Annotated in this window: 15 protein-coding genes; 5 read left to right on the top strand and 10 right to left on the bottom strand. The window is 72.1% G+C overall.

The genetic code is table 11. From position 1 onward, the window contains the following. Positions 1 to 257: 257 nt before the first annotated feature. The 5 genes from ABB07_RS34250 to ABB07_RS34270 are packed head-to-tail and all read right to left on the bottom strand — an operon-like array spanning position 258 to position 5,698. A complete protein-coding gene (locus ABB07_RS34250; protein WP_208902346.1) occupies positions 258 to 1,277 on the bottom strand; it encodes a histidinol-phosphate transaminase in 1,020 nt (339 codons plus the stop codon). A gap of 3 nt (positions 1,278 to 1,280) precedes the next feature. After that, the gene (locus ABB07_RS34255; RefSeq protein ID WP_208902347.1) at positions 1,281 to 2,300 is read right to left on the bottom strand and encodes a 3-oxoacyl-ACP synthase III family protein; all 1,020 of its coding nucleotides are present in this window, start codon (positions 2,298 to 2,300) and stop codon (positions 1,281 to 1,283) included. Next, entirely contained in the window at positions 2,297 to 2,950 is a 654-nt protein-coding gene (locus ABB07_RS34260; protein WP_208902348.1) for an SRPBCC family protein, read from the bottom strand. The genes ABB07_RS34255 and ABB07_RS34260 overlap by 4 nt, the downstream gene beginning before the upstream one ends. Beyond that, positions 2,922 to 4,685 (bottom strand): thiamine pyrophosphate-binding protein, encoded by a 1,764-nt coding sequence (locus tag ABB07_RS34265; RefSeq protein ID WP_208902349.1) that lies wholly within the window; start codon positions 4,683 to 4,685, stop codon positions 2,922 to 2,924. The genes ABB07_RS34260 and ABB07_RS34265 overlap by 29 nt, the downstream gene beginning before the upstream one ends. Continuing rightward, a complete protein-coding gene (locus ABB07_RS34270) occupies positions 4,682 to 5,698 on the bottom strand; it encodes a GlxA family transcriptional regulator (protein WP_244189603.1) in 1,017 nt (338 codons plus the stop codon). The genes ABB07_RS34265 and ABB07_RS34270 overlap by 4 nt, the downstream gene beginning before the upstream one ends. 206 nt (positions 5,699 to 5,904) lie before the next feature. On the opposite strand from ABB07_RS34270, the gene ABB07_RS34275 reads away from it, so the two are divergent. Next, positions 5,905 to 6,825, top strand: coding sequence for an MBL fold metallo-hydrolase (locus tag ABB07_RS34275; RefSeq protein ID WP_208902350.1), 921 nt, complete (start codon positions 5,905 to 5,907; stop codon positions 6,823 to 6,825). Positions 6,826 to 6,898: 73 nt separating this feature from the next. Here the strand turns inward: ABB07_RS34275 and ABB07_RS34280 are convergent, their stop codons facing one another. Together ABB07_RS34280 and ABB07_RS34285 are read right to left on the bottom strand one after the other, a co-directional pair. After that, the gene (locus tag ABB07_RS34280) at positions 6,899 to 7,723 is read right to left on the bottom strand and encodes an SDR family NAD(P)-dependent oxidoreductase (protein ID WP_208902351.1); all 825 of its coding nucleotides are present in this window, start codon (positions 7,721 to 7,723) and stop codon (positions 6,899 to 6,901) included. Then, a complete protein-coding gene (locus tag ABB07_RS34285) occupies positions 7,716 to 8,366 on the bottom strand; it encodes a carboxymuconolactone decarboxylase family protein (protein ID WP_208902352.1) in 651 nt (216 codons plus the stop codon). The genes ABB07_RS34280 and ABB07_RS34285 overlap by 8 nt, the downstream gene beginning before the upstream one ends. A gap of 222 nt (positions 8,367 to 8,588) precedes the next feature. Here ABB07_RS34285 and ABB07_RS34290 point away from each other — a divergent pair, with 222 nt between their 5' ends. Continuing rightward, positions 8,589 to 9,782 (top strand): PucR family transcriptional regulator, encoded by a 1,194-nt coding sequence (locus tag ABB07_RS34290; protein WP_208902353.1) that lies wholly within the window; start codon positions 8,589 to 8,591, stop codon positions 9,780 to 9,782. Positions 9,783 to 9,801: 19 nt separating this feature from the next. Here ABB07_RS34290 and ABB07_RS34295 read toward each other — a convergent pair whose 3' ends face one another. Then, positions 9,802 to 11,418 (bottom strand): sodium/solute symporter, encoded by a 1,617-nt coding sequence (locus ABB07_RS34295; protein ID WP_208902354.1) that lies wholly within the window; start codon positions 11,416 to 11,418, stop codon positions 9,802 to 9,804. Further along, the gene (locus ABB07_RS34300; protein ID WP_244189604.1) at positions 11,415 to 11,879 is read right to left on the bottom strand and encodes a DUF485 domain-containing protein; all 465 of its coding nucleotides are present in this window, start codon (positions 11,877 to 11,879) and stop codon (positions 11,415 to 11,417) included. The genes ABB07_RS34295 and ABB07_RS34300 overlap by 4 nt, the downstream gene beginning before the upstream one ends. 276 nt (positions 11,880 to 12,155) lie before the next feature. Here ABB07_RS34300 and ABB07_RS34305 point away from each other — a divergent pair, with 276 nt between their 5' ends. The 3 genes from ABB07_RS34305 (at position 12,156) to ABB07_RS34315 (ending at position 15,816) form a co-directional block, all read left to right on the top strand. Continuing rightward, positions 12,156 to 13,163 (top strand): NADP-dependent oxidoreductase, encoded by a 1,008-nt coding sequence (locus tag ABB07_RS34305; RefSeq protein WP_208902356.1) that lies wholly within the window; start codon positions 12,156 to 12,158, stop codon positions 13,161 to 13,163. After that, positions 13,160 to 13,951, top strand: coding sequence for an SDR family oxidoreductase (locus ABB07_RS34310; RefSeq protein ID WP_208902357.1), 792 nt, complete (start codon positions 13,160 to 13,162; stop codon positions 13,949 to 13,951). The genes ABB07_RS34305 and ABB07_RS34310 overlap by 4 nt, the downstream gene beginning before the upstream one ends. A 173-nt stretch (positions 13,952 to 14,124) precedes the next feature. Further along, positions 14,125 to 15,816 (top strand): tetratricopeptide repeat protein, encoded by a 1,692-nt coding sequence (locus ABB07_RS34315; protein ID WP_208902358.1) that lies wholly within the window; start codon positions 14,125 to 14,127, stop codon positions 15,814 to 15,816. On the opposite strand, the gene ABB07_RS41145 is transcribed toward ABB07_RS34315, so the two are convergent. Continuing rightward, on the bottom strand, positions 15,772 to 16,167 hold the full coding sequence (locus tag ABB07_RS41145) for a hypothetical protein (RefSeq protein ID WP_244189605.1): 396 nt from the start codon (positions 16,165 to 16,167) through the stop codon (positions 15,772 to 15,774). The genes ABB07_RS34315 and ABB07_RS41145 overlap by 45 nt on opposite strands. Positions 16,168 to 16,695: the final 528 nt, after the last annotated feature.

Genomic DNA, 16,695 nt, shown 5'->3' on the forward strand with positions numbered 1-16,695 from the left:
GGCGCCCCCCGCAGCCGGCGGGCGCGGGTCCGGCCGCCGGGCGGGATCCGGCGGGGCGGCGGGAGGCGCCACCGGAGCGGGCGGCCGCGGTTCCGACCGCCGGCCGGCGACCGGCGCCACCTCCGGCAAAGCCGTCCGCGGATCCGGCCGCCGCACCTCTGCCACCTAGTGCCCCGCACCGGGCGAGGCCGGCCCCGGTGACGACGTCCCCGGTGGGGTCGTAGGGCGGGAACAGGCCGCCCTCGCGCCCCTCCCCGTCACGTCCGCGCCGCGCCCTGGTGCGCGCGCAGTCCCGCCAGCGCGGTCAGCACCGTGTCGTTGGCGTTCCGGTTGCCGACGGTGAGCCGGAGTCCCTCGCCGGGGTAGTGGCGTGCCTGGACACCGGCTCGCGCGAGTGCCGTCGCGCCCGCGTCGATCGGATCGGGCGCGGCGAGCCAGACGGAATTGGCGTGGCCGGGGCGTACACGCCAGCCGAGGGAGGCCAGTTCGCGCTGGAGCCGTTCGCGTTCGGCGACGACGGAGTCCACGCGGAGGCGCAGCTCGCTCTCGGCCCGCAGTGAGGCCTGCACCGCCGCCGTTGCCACCGTGTTGATCCCGAAGGGCAGCTGCTGCCGGCGGATCCGCTCCACCAGGCCGGAGGCGCCGAGGCCGTAGCCCACCCGCAGGGCGGCGAGGCCGTAGGCCTTGGAGAAGGTGCGCAGGACCAGCAGGTTGGGGTGTGCGTCCAGGAGCGCGAGCGAGTCCGGCAGGCCGGTGTCGCGGGCGAACTCCACGTACGCCTCGTCGAGGAGCACGGTGACGTGTCGTGGGACCCGGCGCAGGAAGGCCGACAGCGCGTCGGCGGTGACGAGGCTGCCGGTGGGGTTGTGCGGATTGCACAGCACCACGACGCGGGTGCGGTGGTCGAACGCCGCGAGCAGGGCGCCCAGATCCTGGTGCCCGTCCGGTGACAGGGGGACGGGGACGGGCCGAGCGCGGACCATGCCGGCCAGGAGAGGGTAGGCGTCGAACGTGCGCCAGGCGTGCACCACTGTGTCGCCGGGCCGGACCACTGCCTGGAGCAACTGGAGGGCCACGCCGACCGATCCGCTGCCGACGGCGACGCGGTCGGGGGTCACCCGGCACCATGCGGCGATCCGCTCGGTGAGGTCGTCGGGGTGGAACGGCGGGTAACGGTGGGCCTCCACGACGGCCCGCCGCATCGCCTCGCGCACCGAGGGCAGTGGGGGATAGGGGCTCTCGTTCAGGGCGAGCCGGTGCAGCACGGGGATGTCCATGGCTCAGTCCCGTCCGCCGTGCCAGCGAACGGCGACGGCACCGGCGAAGTCGCCCGCGTGGGCGAATCCACCGAGCACCACCAGGTCGCCGTCCGTCACCTGTCCGGAGCCGATGGCGCGGTCCAGGGTGATCGGGATCGCCGAGCCGAAGAGGTTCCCGTACTCGTCGAAGGTGTGCGGATGCCGTTCGGCGGGCAGTTGCAGCGCCTCGCGCCAGTTCCGCAGGAAGGTGCGGTTGGGCTGGTTGGTGATGAGGACGTCGATGTCGGTGCTCGTCACGCCGAGCCGCCGGCACAGGTCCGTGACCACCTCGGGGACGAGGCGGTTCCCGCGTGCCAGGACCTTGGCGACACTGGCGTCGGTGAACCCGATCCGCAGCTGGGACTCGCCCGGCTCCCAGTACTTGCGGCCGTCGTCGACGGCCACGGTCATGTCGCCGGCGTACGCGCCGATGTGCCGGGTCTCCACGCCCAGGACCGGCGACTTCGCCGACGTCGTCACGTACCCCACACCGCACCCGTCGCCCGGGATCGCCGCCTGGGCGAGTTTGCGCACCTCGGACTGGGTGAACCACTGCCCCGCGGCGCTTTGCGCGTTGCATATCAGCGCCGTCCTCGCGTCGGTGGTGGTGAGGATCTGCCGGGCCAGCTTCACCATGTACACGAACGACGCACAGCCCGCGTTGGCCACGTCGACGAGCCACTCCGGGTTCAGGCCCAGCCGGCGCGCCACCTCTGTCCCGGCGCCGACGAACGGCAGGTCCGGCAACTGGCTGTGCACCAACAGCACGTCGACGCCCCGGATTTCGTCCCTGCCGTGCCGTTCGATGAGAGGTTGTACGGCGCGCTCGACCATGTCCGCGTTGGTCTCGTCCCTGGCCACGTGGTGCCGTAACGGCGGCACCTTGAACATGGGGTGGTGGCGCAGCTTGTCCTCGGCTCCGGGGAAGTCCGTGTAGAACTCGGCGGGGACCGGATCGCCGGGCAGGTAGCTCGCGACGTCGGTGAGGCTGACCGTGGTCACCGGGCCACCGCCCTCGCCGGAGCGGAACTGACCGGCAGGCCGCCCCGGTGCCGGTGTTCCAGGATGGCCTTGAGGTTCCGCATCTCCACGGTGTGTCCCGCGTAGAAGAGGTCCCAGTAGTCGCCCACCCAGGGCCGGTCCGGGCGGGGCGCCAGGCCGGGGTGCGGGTTGTCGTCGTAGTAGGGGTGCCGGCAGTTGGTCCAGGTGATCACCGAACCCGGCTTGTCGAGTACCAGCCGGGCCGGCACGACCCGCATCAGGTAGATCATCCACAGCTTCTCGCCCTGGTCCCAGGAGCAGTGGTAGTCCACGGTCATGGTCTCGGGGTTCGCGCTCACCCTGCAGTAGATCCGGGTGTCGTCCTCCAGCCGGTCATGACCGACCCACAGCCCCGGTGTGCCGGCGGGCGCGAAGTCCCGCAGGCTGCAGGTCCACTCCTCCAGGTGGTGCCCCTGGCGCAGGTAGTCGTAGGCCTGCTCCGGGGGGCAGTCGACGTGCTCGTGGATGGTGCAGTACTGCCCGTAGACCTGATGGTGGGGATAGACCGCGTGGGTGAGCTCCATGCAGTGGGCGGTCAGTTCCTCCTTGCCGGTGTTCTCGATCCGGATCAGGCCGGGGATGTCAGCCAACGTGGACGACGGCTCGCTCATCGGAACCCTCCTTGTTCTTGGCGGCGTTGGTGAAGGACTGGAAGGGAAGGAACGGGGGGATCTCCCGTGGGTCGCAGTCCACGGAGACGAAGGCCGGGCCGGTCCCGGCATTGCCGCGCAGCAGTGCCGTGCGCAGGTGCTCCGCGTCGGCGGCCCGCGTGGCCCGCAGGGACGGGAAGGCGGCGGCCACTCCGGCGGCGAGGTCGGTCCGGGCGAACAGGTCGTCGCTGCGGACGCCGCCCTGGAAGAACTCCTCCCGCATCGCACACATGGCGTGGGCGTTGTTGTTGAAGATCACGAACGTCACGGGGGCGTCGTACTCCACGGCGGTGTGCACCTCCATGCCGTGCATGAAGAAGGCCCCGTCGCCGGCGAGGACGTAGGTGCGACGGCCGGTGGCGAGCGCGGCGCCGATGCCGGCACCGAAGGTGTAGCCCATGCCGCCCATGCCGACCGCCACCACGAAGCGGCCGTGGCGCGGTGCCGGGAGCAGGTGGATCGCGCTGGCCCCGGTGTTGCCGGCGTCCACGAAGACGTGTGCGTCCTGGGGGAGCGCCGCCTCCACGGCGGCGACCGCCTGGGCGTGGGGGACGGTTCGTTCCCGAGTCTCGATGGTCGCACCCGGGACGCGTGTGGGCAGAGGGCCGGCGTGCGCTGGGCAGGGGCGTCGGTGCGGGGGCAGCCGGGCGGTCACCGCGCGCAGCGCGTCCCGCAGGTTCCCGCCCAACGCGGTGCCTGCCACGAACGGCGGTTCGGGGCCGAGGCAGACGACGTCGGTGGCGGCCAGGGCCCGGTCGAGACCACCGCGCGCCAGGAACGGCAGCCGGGTACCGACCAGCAGGCACACATCGGCCCGGCGCAGACAGTCCTCGACGTTGGCGTGGCCCATCACCCCTGCGACACCCGCGAACCGGGGATCACGGTTGTCGAAGACGTCCTTGGCGTCCGGGGTGACCGCCACCCATGCCCCGAGGCGCCGGGCCAGCTCGGCCAGTTCCCCCCGTGCGCCGCCGGCGGCGACGTCCTCACCGGCGATGACGAGGACGCGACCGGCCCCGCGAAGGGCTTCCGACACGGCGCCGACGGCAGCCGCGTCGAGCCGCGCCGCCGATGCTGTCGCGGGGCCGCCCGGTGTCGGGGCCGCACCGCGGGCGGGCACCTGGATCCGTGCCTGCTGCACGTCCTTGGGCAGCAACAGCACGGCCGGCCCGCGTGGTCCGGCCTGTGCCGCCGCGACCGCCCGGGGCAGCAACTCCACGACCGAGTCCGCGTCATCGACCCGGGCGCAGAACCGGGAGACGGGTGCGAAGACCTCCCGCGCGTCGAAGGAGCCCGCCCTGCCGCTGGAGTCCTGGAACGCCCCGTGCCCCTCCTGGCCGGTCGGCGGCTGGCCCACCAGGGCCAGCACGGGCACCCGGGAGGCGTACGCCTCCGCCAGGCCCGGTACGAGATTCATCGCCCCACCGCCCGAGGTGGCGGCAACGACGCCGAGGCGCCCGGTGGTACGCGCGTATCCGTCGGCCATGGTGACGGCGGAGAACTCGTGTTTGGCGACGACACCCCGGACGGCGCCGCCGCGGTGCACCGCGTCGTACAGGTCCTCGATGTTCGCGCCGCCGACGCCGAACATGTGGGTGACGCCGGTCCCGGCGAGTTCCCCGGCCAGCCAGTCGACCAGGCGTACCGTTTCTCCGTCGCGTTCCCCCGTGTGTGGTTCCGGGGTCGTGGTGGTCATGCGGGGCTCCTCTCCCTCTCGTGGTGCCGGGCGATGAGGCCGGACGGCGAGATGACCTGAAAGCGGTGCCGGTATTCCTTGGGGGTGAGTCCCAGGGTTCGTCCGAAGGAGCGGAAGAACGTCTCGGTGGCGGCGAATCCGCAGCGGCCGGCTATCTGGCTGATGGTCAGGTCCGTGGTCTCCAGCAGTTCGCGCGCGCGGGCGATACGCGTCCGCTCGACGTACTGGCCGGGTGTCGTGCCCACCTCGCGCCGGAAGACGCGGGCGAAGTTGCGCTGACTCATGTTGGCCCGCCGCGCGATCTCGGCCACGGGTAACGGGCCGTCGAGGTTGTCCAGGATCCACTCCTGAGCGGCCCGGATCGGCGGATGGTCGGCGAGCTGGGCGTCGAGGACGGCGCTGTACTGGGACTGTCCTCCGTGCCGCTTGAGGAACAGCACCAGGAACCGTGCCGTCTCCAGCGCGAGCGACGATCCGTGATCGGCCTCCACCAGAGCCAGTGCCATGTCGATGCCCGTGGACACGCCCGCGGAGGTCACGAACGGGCCGTCCCAGACGAAGATCGGCTCGGCGTCCACCGTCACGTCCGGATAGCGGCAGGCCATCGCCTCGCTGTACGCCCAGTGCGTGGTGGCGCGCCTGCCGTCGAGGAGGCCCGCCTCGGCCAGCAGAAAGGAACCGCCGCAGACGGAGGCGACTCTGCGCGACCGGGCCGCCGCCCGGCCGATCCAGGACACGAGTTCCTCGTCCCGCAGAGCGCTGTCGAGACTCCACCCGCCCGGCACCAGGAGTGTGTCGATCGGGCCCTGCCCCGCCTGAAGCGGTGAGGCCTCCACCACCATCTGCGAACTCATGCGCACCAGCGGTGCGTCGGCGGAGACGAACTCGGTCCGGTAGGGGATGCCCGAGGGGCCGAGGAGCCGGTTCGCGGTATCGAACACTTCAATCGGTCCGGTGATGTCCAGGGCCATCGCGCCCGCGTACACCACCACAACAACACGTCGCTCCAACACGGTCACAGCCTGTATCGGATCTCGCACTGGCTGCAATGACAGATTAGTGACGTATCCGGCCAACGCGCGGCGCCGCAGGCGCGGGAAAGGCGCTGGCAAGGCAGTTCGTGCGCCGGGCGGGCAGCGCCGCGTGAGGCAGCTCACAGGGCGCCGGTACGGCCGCGCACATGCTCGGCCGCAGCCGCGGAAGAGGTCAGGATGCAGGCATGAGAATGCCTCTCGGTCGTCCGAGCCTGCGCCCGTATCTGCCGTACCGACAGCGCCCGATGACGGGCGACCCCGCCCTGGTCGCCCATTTCCTCGGCACCAGTTCCGTGCTGCTGTCGGACGGGGAGACCTCTGTGCTCAACGACGGTTTCGTCACCCGGCCGGGGATGCTTCGCGTCGCCCTGGGCAGGATCGCGCCCGACCGGCCCCTGGTGCGCGCCGCGATCGACCGGCTGAGGGTGAGGAACCTGGCCGCCGTGGTCTGCGCCCACTCCCACTACGATCACGCCCTCGACGCGCCGGTGTGGGCCCTGGAGACCGGCGCGGAGCTGGTCGGATCGCCCTCCACCGCGAACATCGGCCGGGGCCTGGGAGTGCCGGAGCCGCGCTTGCGCGTGGTCGCGGACGGGGAGACCGTCTCCTACGGCCGCTTCGACCTCACCTTCCTGGAATCCGTGCACAGCCCCGGTGACCGCTTTCCCGGCACCGTCGACGAGCCTCTGGTGCCACCGGCCCGGGCCGGCGCCTGGAGGACCGGCGCCGCCTACAGCGTGCTCGTGGCCCATCCGGCCGGCCGCGTCCTGCTGCACGCCAGCGCCAACGTCCGCCCCGGCGCCCTGCGCGGCCGGTCCGCCGACGTCATCTATCTCGGCATCGGCAATCTGGGCAGGCAGTCGGCCGAGTTCCTGCGCACGTACTGGGACGAGGTCGTGGTCGCGACCGGTGCGCGCCGGGTGGTCCTGGTGCACTGGGACGACTTCTTCGCCGGCCTGCACCGGCCCCTGAGGCCCATGCCCCGTTTCCTGGACGACATCGGCACCACCATGAGCAGGCTGTTGCCCCTGGCCCGCCGCGACGGTGTCGACGTCGTCCTCCCCGTCACCTGGCGACCGAGCGCCCCGCTCGCCGACCTGAAGTGAAGGCGCCCGCCGGTGGCGCCGCGCGGAGCCGACGGGCGCCATGGGCTCGGCGGAGCCGACGGGCGCCATGGGCTCACACGGCGCTCAGCCCTCCGTCGACCACCAGGCTCTGGCCGGTGATGTAGGAGGCGCGGTCGGAGAGCAGGAAGGTGACGGCTTCGGCCACCTCCCAGGCGGTGCCCTGGCGCCCGAGCGGTATGCGCGTGAACGAGGTGGTGCGCGACGCCCGCCGGGCCGAGGCCTCCCGTCCCATCGGGGTGTCGATCAGGCCCGGGACGACGAGGTTGGCACGGATCCCGCGCGGCCCACCCTCCTTGGCGACATGGCGCGTGAGACCGGACAGACCCGCCTTGGAACTGTCGTAGGCGGGCGAGTCGGTCGCGGCGCGCAGCCCCGCCACGGAACCGACGAAGACGATCGATCCCCCGTCGGAGAGCGCGGGCAGTGCGTATTTGGCGGCGAGGAAGGGAGCGCCCAGGTTGAGCGAGAGCACGCGTTCCCACTGCTCCGGTGAGGTGTCCGCGAGACCCGCGCCGAGTCCGATGCCGACGTTGACCACCAGCGCGTCGAGCGAGCCGAGTTCGCGGACGGCCTCGGCGACCATGGCCGAGGACTGGCCCGGATCCGTCGCGTCACCGACCACAGGGAGGCCGCGACCGCCTTCCTCGCCGACCAGGGCGGCGGTGGCGGCCGCGGCGGAGGGGGAGACGTCGGCGCAGGCCACGCGGGCTCCCTCGCGGGCGGCGAGCACGGCCACCGCCCGTCCGTTGCCCACCGGGGCCTTCGGATCGTCACTGGGGCGGGTGCCCGCGCCGATGACCAGTATGTTCCGGCCGGCCAGGAGGCCGGTCAGGCGGCCGACCGGGCGGGTGGTCGCGGCGTGCCGGGGCTCAGCCATGGCCGTGTCCCCTTCCCGTCGCGTGCGCGCGGGCTCCGTCGGGCCCGGGCAGGGCTTCCGACGCGTAGCCCGGCTCCAGCGGTGTGCCGGCGGAGTTCAGGAAGAACGCGACCATGTGGTACTGACCGACGAGCATGGTGATTTCGATCAGCTGCGCCTCGTCGTGGTCGGCCGCGAGCGCGGACCAGGTGGCCGCGGACAGGCGCGCGTCCCGGTGCAGTTCGTCGGCGGCACGCAGCAGGGAGGCGTCGGCCGGTGACCACTCCTGGGCGTCCGGGCCCGCGCCGACCCGCCGGATCTCCTCGTCGGTGAGCCCGGCAGCCCTGGCCAGCGGTACATGCCGCCCCCATTCGTAACCGGCCCTTGTGTGGAACGCCGTACGCAGGATCAGCAGTTCCCGGGTCCGGCCCGGAAGCCGGCCGTCGCGCAGCAGATGGCTGCCGAAGGGCAGGAAGTGCCGGAAGAGGCCGGGGTGCCGCACCAAGGTGGTGAAGACGTTGGCGAGACGGCCGTCGGCGTCCCGGGGGATCGCGGCGAGCAACTCCCGCGTGGACGGGTCCCACTCGTCCTCGGGCAGCGGCGCGAGGCGCGGGCCGGTGGCGTCGGCGGCGGGGTGGGGCCGGTGATGGGGCTCGTCGGTCATGGCGGTCTCCGCACGGTTCGTCAGGGTGGTGGACAGCAGGAGGGCGGGGCTGAGCGCGCTCGACCGGCGCCATGCCGGGTACGCGCCGGTGCGCTCGTCCCGCCGCCGTGCCACTGTGCTGCCGGCGGCGGGGCGTTGTCGACGGCCCTTCGGCCAAGGCCGGAACCCGGCATATTGTTCGGTCGTACAACGGCGGTTGCAGGAGGGGCGGAGGTGAGGTCCATGCCCGGACAGCCGGGCGCGGCGGCGTGCCTCGAACGGGTCATCGCCGCGATGGCCGCGCAGCAGCGTCACGTGGGCGGGCGGTTGCACGCGGAGCTGACGGACCACATCCCGTCCTACCGCGTGGTCCCGCGGGAACTCCTGGACGAGATCTGGCACCGGCACTTCCAGCGGGCTCTCGCGGTGGTGCGGGAAGGGGCGGTGCCCGCGCCCGAGGACTTCGGCGAGGCCGATGTGGCCCGGGACCGGGTCGCCCGGGGCGTGCCGCTCGCAGACGGGCTCCGCGCCTTCCGCCGGGCGCTGAGCGCGATACGGGACCTGTTCCTCGCCGAGGCGACCGCAGGCGGGCTGGACCCCGGCCTCGTCGTCGACCGCACCACGCGCCTGTGGGAGCTCGCGGACGTCGCGAGCCTGCGGATCGCCGCGGTTCACCGGCAGGCCGAGGTCGACTCCGCCCTGTTCGACGCCCGCCGCCGCGCCGGCTTCCTGCGCGGACTGCTCTACGGGACGCTGAGCGCCGCGGAGATCCACAGCGGTGCGGCGATCTACGGACTGGACCCGGCGCGGCCGTACCGGGCCATCAGAGCCGTTGCGAACGGCACCGCCGGTCCGGACGCCCTGGAACGCTCCCTGGAGTCCCACGGGCGCAGGAACGGCCGGGCCGCGCTGCTCACCGTGCTGGGCGAGGCCGTCGCAGGCATCGTCGAGGCCAAGCCGGAGACCGGTGACCCGGAGGTGACGGCGGGGGTCGGCCCGCCGGCGGACCTGGCCGCGGTGCACCGCTCCTTCCGCGCCGCCGGCAGGATGCTTCAGGCCGCCCGTGCGTACGGTCTGCGCGGCGTGTACGACCTGAGCGACCTGTCCTGGCGGGTGGCGGTCGTCGCCGAACCGGAACTCGCCGAGCTGCTGCTCGACCGCTATCTGCGCCCGCTGGAGGCGGAAGGCGAGTTCGGCGCGCTCATCGAGGAGTCGGTGCGGGAATACCTGGCGAGGGGACGGCACATCCGCGAAGTCGCCCGCAGCGCACACGTCCATGTGAACACCGTCCGCTACCGGCTGCGCCGTTTCGAGGAGCTCACCGGCACCAGCCTGGACGCTCCGGACACCGTGGTGGAGCTCAACTGGGCCTTGGCTGCACGTGAGTTGGGAACGCCAGGGCGGGCTACGGCGGCGGCGTCGAGGCCGCGCGCGTAGCCCGCCTGCGCGGATGCGGTCACTCGGCCGCGGCGAGCAGCCGTGCCTCGCTCTCCTCGTACAGCCGACGGCTCTCGTGACTGACGGCGGCGCGGCGCCGGTGCTCCCAGCGGCTGCCCAGCCAGCCCGCCAGATAGCCGAAGGGCACGGAGACCAGGCCGGTGGACTGCATGGGGAACCAGTGGAAGTCCGTGTTCGGGAAGACCGCTGACGGCGTGCCCGAGACGGCCTTGGAGAAGACCATCAGCACCAGCGCGCAGGCCGCACCGCCGTAGAGGCTCGCGAGCAGGCCCGTGCGGGTGAAGCCCCGCCAGAACAGGGAGTACGTCAGCGCCGGGGCCACGGCCGACGCCCCGATGCAGATCGCCAGCGTGGTCAGTACGGCGACGTCCCAGTTCTGCACCAGGGTGGAGAGCGCGATGGCCACGGTTCCCACGGCCACGCTCGTCCACGCCGCCACCGTCATCTCCGTACGGGGCTCCGCCCGTCCCCGCCGCATGGTGTGGGCGAACAGGTCGTGGGCGAGCGACGAGGCCGCGGCCAGGGTCATTCCGGCGACCGAGGACAGCAGCGTGATGAAGACCGTGCCCGCCATGGCCGCGTACAGAACCGTGGTGCCCACGGAGCCGGCGCCACCGCCGAGCGCCCGGGACAGCATGAGCACCGACGTCCTGCCGTGGGGGTCGACCGCGGTGATGTACCGCGATCCCACCAGCGCCGCCGCGCCCGTACCCATGATGATCACGAGCAGGCAGAACGTGGTGACCGTGCCGACCGCCCACGACATGGAGCGGCGAATGGCCGGCACGTCCCGCGCGGAGTACAGACGCATCGTGATGTGGGGCAGGCAGGCGGCGCCGAGGATCACGGTGATCTGGAGACTGGCGAAGTCCAGCCGGTCGACGGCCGAGGTACCCAGCTGAAGGCCCTGCTGGAAGAAGGCGGGGCCCGCTCCGCTGCCGTGCCGGGCCGCCTGGAGCACGGCGTCCGGGCTCCAGTCGAAGCGGTTCAGGACGAGGACGGCGACGGTGGCGCTGGTGCCGAGCAGGAGCACGATCTTGATCATCTGAATGAGCGCGGTTCCCCTCATGCCGCCGAGCGCCGCGTAGATGATCATCAGGCTGCCGACGAGGACGATGCACGTCGTCCTGGCGCCGGCCAGGTGCGGGATGCCCAGGATGAAGGTCAGCAGCGACCCGGCTCCGGAGAGCTGGACGACCAGGAACGGCAGGGTCGCGCCGAGGGTCACCGCACACGAGGCGATACGGACCGCGCGTCCCGGCATGGTGCGGGCCAGGACGTCGCCCATGGTGAAACTGCCGGCGTTGCGCAGCGGTTCGGCCAGCAGGAACATCAGCAGCACCAGCGAGAGGGCGGTGCTGACCGCCAGGACGTATCCGTCGTATCCGGCGAGCGCGATGATGCCGGTGGTGCTCAGCACCGTGGCCGCCGAGATGTAGTCGCCCGCGATCGCCAGGCCGTTCTTGAGGGGCGTCAGCGAGCGGTAGCCGGTGTAGAAGTTCGTCAGGTCGTCGCGGTCCGGTCCCGCCATCACGCACATCAGCAGGGTGAGGGTCACCAGGGTGGTGAACAGGAGCAGGACGACGGTCTGTGTCCCCGCGCCGAAGTCGTTCATCTCGCCACCCCGGCTTCCTGGTCCGGCCGCCGGACCGTCTGCTCGCGCACGGTCCGCGCCAAGGGGTCCACGGAGCGCTGGGCGCTGCGGCCGTACCAGAGGACCGCCGCGAAGGTGACGACGAGCTGGAGGACCCCCAGGGCCATGCCGAGGCTCAGTTCACCGGTGATCCTGGCCCCCATCAGGTCCGGCGCGCAGCAGGACAGCACGACGTACACCACGAAGGAGCCGAGCGCGGTGAGCGTGGAGACCCGGCGGAGCACGCGGTAGGCCGAGCGCAGGGCGGCGAGGTCGCCACCGCGCCGACCGGTCTCGGGCACGTAGGGCTCGTGCCGGGGTGCCTGGCCGTACGGCTCGTACGAAAAGACGTCGTACGCGTAGTCGTACGCGTAAGGGTTGTCCTGCGGGACGCCGTGGCGGTACGACGGCTGCCGTGGATCCCGCTCGTCGGGGAATGTCATCGTGGCCTTCCGGTGCGGCTCGGATGCGTGGGACATGGGGGGGCGGAGCTCGGGTGTGGCGGCGCACGATACCGACTGGTTGGAATGCCTGATAAGCCTGCCGGACGTCACGTTTCGAGTTCGATGTGGCATCCGGTCGACAGCGATCGCCCGACGGGTGGCGACCCCCGGACCGTAGGTCACCGGGCGCGGGAGTGGCTTGTGGGGAATGTCACACACCCGGGCGTACCTACTGGTCGGTATGGTCGCGGGGAGCCGCGAACGACAGGAGGCGCGATGTCCGCGACCAACCGGCAGATCCGTCTGGCAGCCCGCCCCGTGGGCGAAGTGAAACCCGAGGACTGGGAGCACCGCAGTGAGCCCCTCGAGGAACCGGGCCCGGGCCGGTTCGTCGGCCGGACACGCGTCATCTCGCTGGATCCGGCCATGCGGGGCTGGCTGGACGACCGGCCCTCCTACCTGCCGCCGGTGGGCATCGGAGAGGTGATGCGCGCCGGATCGGTCGTCGAGGTCACCGCCTCCGACCACCCCGGCTTCCAGCCGGGTGACCACGTGGTCGGCACCTTCGGCGTGCAGGAGTACGTGGTCTCCGACGGCCGGGGCGCGCTGAAGATCGACACCTCGCTCGCCCCGCCCTCGACGTACCTGGGAGCGCTGGGCATGCCCGGCATGACCGCGTACTTCGGCCTGCTGGACGTCGGGGCGCTGAAGGACGGCGAGACCGTCGTGGTGTCCGGGGCCGCCGGAGCGGTCGGCACCATCGCGGGGCAGATCGCGAAGGCCAAGGGCTGCCGGGTCGTGGGCATCGCCGGAGGGCCGGAGAAGTGCGCCCTGCTCACCGGTGAACTCGGCTTCGACGCGGCGATCGACTACCGGGCCGGCGACGTCAGGAAGGCGCTGCGCGAGCACGCCCCCGACGGCATCGACGTCTACTTCGACAACGTCGGAGGGGACATCCTCGACGCCGCCCTGACCCGGCTGGCGATGCACGCGCGCGTCGTGGTGTGCGGTGCGATCAGCCAGTACAACAACGCCACGCCGGTCAAGGGCCCCTCGAACTACCTCTCGCTGCTGGTGCGCCGCGCCCGGATGGAGGGCTTCGTCGTCTTCGACTACGCCAAGCGCTACGCGGAGGCGGCGCGGGAGATCGCCGCCTGGATCGGCGACGGCCGCATCAAGGTCAAGGAACATGTGGTGAGGGGCACCGTGGACGACTTCCCGGAGACGCTGCAGATGCTCTTCCGTGGCGAGAACGTCGGCAAGCTCGTGCTGGAGCTGGCGTGACCGCCGCCGCCCCGCAGGGGGCACAGAAGGACAGCGCCGCGCTCCAGGGCAAGGTGGCGATCGTCACCGGCGCCGCGAGCGGGCTGGGCCGGGCCATGGCGCTGGCGGTGGCGAGGGCGGGGGCGCGCGTGGTCGTCGCGGACCTCGACGCGCGGGGCGGCCGGGAGGTGGCCCACACGGTCGGCGGCCACTTCCGGGCCTGCGACGTCTCCGACCTCGACGCCAACCGCGCGCTGGTGGAGTTCACCCAGGAGACGTACGGCGGGGTCGACATCGCGCTGCTCAACGCGGGGGTGGCGACCGGATGCGGCGTCGGGGACGACTTCGACCCCGCGCGCTACCGCCGGGCGATGGGGGCCAACCTCGACGGCGTGGTCTTCGGCACCCACGCGGTGCTGCCGGCGCTGCGGGCCCGCGGCGGAGGATCGATCGTGGCGACCGCGTCCCTGGCGGGCCTGGCGGCCGTGCCGCTCGATCCGCTGTACGGGGCCAACAAGCACGCGGTCGTGGGACTCGCGCGCTCCCTGGGGCCGGCTCTCGCGCCGGAGAACGTGCGCTTCAACGCGGTCTGCCCGGGGTTCGCCGAATCGCGGATCATCGACCACCTGCGCGGCATGCTCTCCGAGCAGGGCCTGCCGGTCATCCCGGCCGAGACCGTCGCCGACACGGTGCTGCGGATCCTCACCGGTGACGGCACCGGCGAGTGCTGGTTCATCCAGGCCGGCCGCGAACCGGAGCCGTTCCGCTTCCGCAACGTTCCCGGGCCGGGCCGACCCGTCGGCGTCTGAGACGTTTCCGGGGTGGGTCCTGAGGACGACCGGGGCCCACCCCCTTTCGAGGTCCACACTCCGCATCCCGCACCACGTCATGACTCGCTCCACTACGCTGCTCGGTACACGCTTCGCGTCAGCAGTGCGGTCGGTTCCCGGCGCCTCGGCGGTCGGACGGTCAGGGACGATGCATGGACTATTACGATCTCGGCACCTACAGCCGCCCCGTGACGACGTCCTCGCCCGAGGCGCAACTCTGGTTCGACCGCGGTCTGATCTGGACGTACGCCTTCAACCACGAGGAAGCCGTCTCCTGCTTCGAAGCCGCCGCGGCGGCCGACCCCGGCTGCGCCATGGCCCACTGGGGCATCGCGTACGCACTCGGCCCCAACTACAACAAGCCGTGGGAGTTCTTCGACGAGCAGGACCTCGCGCGCACCGTCGCGCGCACCCATGCCGCCGTGGAACTCGCCCACGAGAAGGCGGCAGCCGGCGCCACGCCCGTCGAACGAGCCCTGATCGGCGCGTTGCGTGCCCGCTACCCGCAGGCGGAGGTGGTCGACGACTGTTCCGTGTGGAACGCGCCGTACGCCGACAGCATGCGCGCCGTCCACGAAATCGCCCCGGACGACCCCGACATCGCCGCCCTGTACGCCGACGCGCTGATGAACCTCACGCCCTGGCGGCTGTGGAACCTGCGGACCTGCGGACCGGCCGAAGGCGCCCGCACGCTCGAGGCCAAGGCCGTCCTGGACCGGGCGCTGGCGACCGATGCCGGGGCGGGGCACCTCGGCGTGCTGCACATGTACATCCACCTGATGGAGATGTCCCCGACGCCCGAGGCCGCACTGCCCGTCGCCGACCGGCTGCGCGGCCTGGCGCCCGACGCCGGCCACCTGCAGCACATGCCGTCCCACATCGAGGTGCTCTGCGGCGACTACCGGCGCGTGGTGTCGGACAACCACGACGCGATCGTCGCGGACGAGAAGTTCCACGCGCGGGCCGGGGCGATGAACTTCTACACGCTGTACCGGTCGCACAACCACCACTTCAAGATCTACGGCGCGATGTTCCTCGGCCGGTTCCGGACCGCCCTGGAGGCCGCGGCCCGGTTGGAGGCGTCCATCCCCGAGGAACTGCTGCGCGTGCGGAGTCCGCCCATGGCCGACTGGCTGGAGGGCTTCCTCGCCATGCGGGTCCATGTGCTCATCCGCTTCGGCCGCTGGAGCGACATCCTCGGGCTGCCCCTGCCCGCCGACCCGGAGCTCTACAGCGTGAGCACGGCGATGCTGCACTACGCCCGGGGCATCGCGTTCTCGGCCACCGGCCGGATCGCCGAGGCCGAGGCCGAACGCCGGCTGTTCGGCGAGGCGGCCGCGAGGGTCCCGGAGACCCGCATGCTGTTCAACAACACCTGCGCCGACATCCTGGCGATCGCGTCGGCGATGCTCGACGGTGAACTCGCCTACCGCAAGGGCGATCACGACGCCGCCTTCGCCGCGCTGGAGCGGTCGATCGACCTGGACGACAACCTCCCCTACGACGAGCCGTGGGGATGGATGCAGCCCACCCGGCACGCCCACGGCGCCCTGCTCCTGGAACAGGGGCGCGTCGCGGAGGCCGAGGCGGTCTACCGCGCCGACCTGGGACTCGACGACACCCTTCCCCGCGCCGTGCAGCACCCCGGCAATGTCTGGGCCCTGCACGGGCTGCACGAGTGCCTGGTCCGGCTGGGCAAGGCGGGAGAGGCGCAGATCGTGGCCCAGCAGTTGAAGATCGCCGCCGCGATGGCGGACGTGCCGGTCGAGGCGTCCTGCTTCTGCCGCCTCGACGCCGTCTCAGACACCGCCGACGGGGGCGGTTGCTGCACGGTGGAACACTGAGCCGTCACCGGACGGTCCGGGAGCGTCGGTCCCGAGGCGGTCACAGGACGGCGGCGTCGACGAGACCAGGTCGGGCAGGCCGAGCGAGCAGATCCGCTCGGCCTCGTCGGCGGACAGACCGAAGTGCCGCAGCGGTCCGCGGACGACCAGGTCCGTGGAGCGCGCGTCGTCACGGTCGGGCCGCGCGTGCAGCAGGGAGCCCAGGGCCAGTTGGGCGCCGACCGTCATCGCCGAGCCGACCCCGACGTCGGCGAGTTCGTGGGCGAGGGGGACGGGTTCGACGCCGCGGGGTAGCCGGTGAACAGGTCGCGGCCGGTCTGCTGCTTCAGGACGCGGATCCGGGGCGGTCACGGGTGGGGCCGGCCTCAGCGCCGGGGCGGCGGCGGTGAAGGCGCCGGCGCGGTAGACGGCCAGGCCTGAACCAGCAGACCGGATCGGGCGGCCGGCCGCGGCACTGGCCGACGAGCGCCCGCACCCATGCTCAACGGCCACCAGGCATGGCCGGACGGCCTGGCCTCCGCCGCCTCCGAGTAACCCGCGGTGTGCCGCCTTCGAGTACCCCGCGGTCCCCACAAGCCCGGTGGACGTGGCGGAGCCCGGGAGTCGTATCCAGCTCCCGGGCCCCTGGGGATGCCACCCAATTGCGCACGCCGGCGGCGTTTAAGAGGTCGGATCAGTCATCATGCCGTCGTGTTCTTCCTTTGAACTACCGCACCAGGAGAGAGGTGCAGGCGAGAGTCGAACTCGCATCCGACGGCGTTCGTCCGGCCTCGGTCGATCCGGCGATCGGCGGCGATGCTGAGACTGGAGCGAGAGTCTGAGATTGACCGCGGCTGCCTCTGCCAGTTGGGCTACCCCGGCTCGTCGCAGGTGCTGTGC

Source organism: Streptomyces incarnatus, from assembly GCF_001027185.1.
In the GTDB taxonomy this organism is placed as follows: domain Bacteria; phylum Actinomycetota; class Actinomycetes; order Streptomycetales; family Streptomycetaceae; genus Streptomyces; species Streptomyces puniciscabiei.